General features: G+C 73.2%; 1 protein-coding gene. It reads right to left on the bottom strand.

Features of this window, described 5'->3' with window-relative positions; genetic code table 11:
- Positions 1-887 (bottom strand): condensation domain-containing protein (locus G4D85_RS48420; RefSeq protein ID WP_164021924.1); only part of this gene is annotated, 887 nt, incomplete at both ends.

Raw genomic sequence — 887 nt, forward strand, 5'->3', positions numbered from 1 at the left:
CCCGCCAGCCACTGGCGCTGCCAGACGGCGTAGTCCGCGTACTGCACCGGCAGCTCCGGCAGCGGGGACGGCGCGCGCTGACGAAGGGCCTCGTAGAGCGCGGCCAGCTCGCGCACCAGCACGCCGATGGACCAGCCATCGGAGATGACGTGGTGCATGCACAGCAGTAGCACGTGCTCGGTCGGCTCCAGCGTCAGCAGCGTGACGCGCAGCAGCGGGCCCGTGGCCAGGTCGAAGGGCCGCCGGGCGTCCTCGTTGGCGAGCCGCACGGCCTCCGCCTGACGCTGAGCCGAGCCCTGGAGCTCCGACAGGTCCACCCGGTTCACCTGCCAGCCGGAGCGCCCCTGCTCGGACCCGTCCTGGTGGATGACCTGGTAGGGCTCGCCACCTTCCGAGTGGAAGGTGGTGCGCAGCGACTCGTGACGGCGCATCAGCGCGTCGACGGCGCCCTGGAACGCTCCGACGTCGAGCGTGCCGGACAGGCGCAGCGCCGTGGGCAGGTTGTACTGCGCGGTGCCGGGCTGGAGCTGCTCCAGGAACCACAGGCGCTGCTGGGCGAAGGACAGCGGCAGCCGGCCTTCCCGGCTCGCGCGCGTCAGCGTCGGCAGGCGTGCAGCCCTGGCGGTGGCCTGGAGCCGCTCCGCGAGGGCAGCCACGGTGGGCGCCTCGAAGAAGGCTCGCAGGCTCAGCTCCACGTCGAAGGTGGCGCGGATGCGCGCCACCACCCGCGTGGCCAGCAGTGAATGGCCGCCCAGCTCGAAGAAGTTGTCGCGGCGGCCCACCCGGGGCACGCGCAGCAAGTCCCGCCACAGCTCCGCCAGTTGCTCCTCCATCGGCGTCGCGGGCGGCTCGTGCGCCTGCTCCGAGTCGAGTGCGGCCTCCGGCGC

Source organism: Pyxidicoccus trucidator, assembly GCF_010894435.1.
Classification (GTDB): domain Bacteria; phylum Myxococcota; class Myxococcia; order Myxococcales; family Myxococcaceae; genus Myxococcus; species Myxococcus trucidator.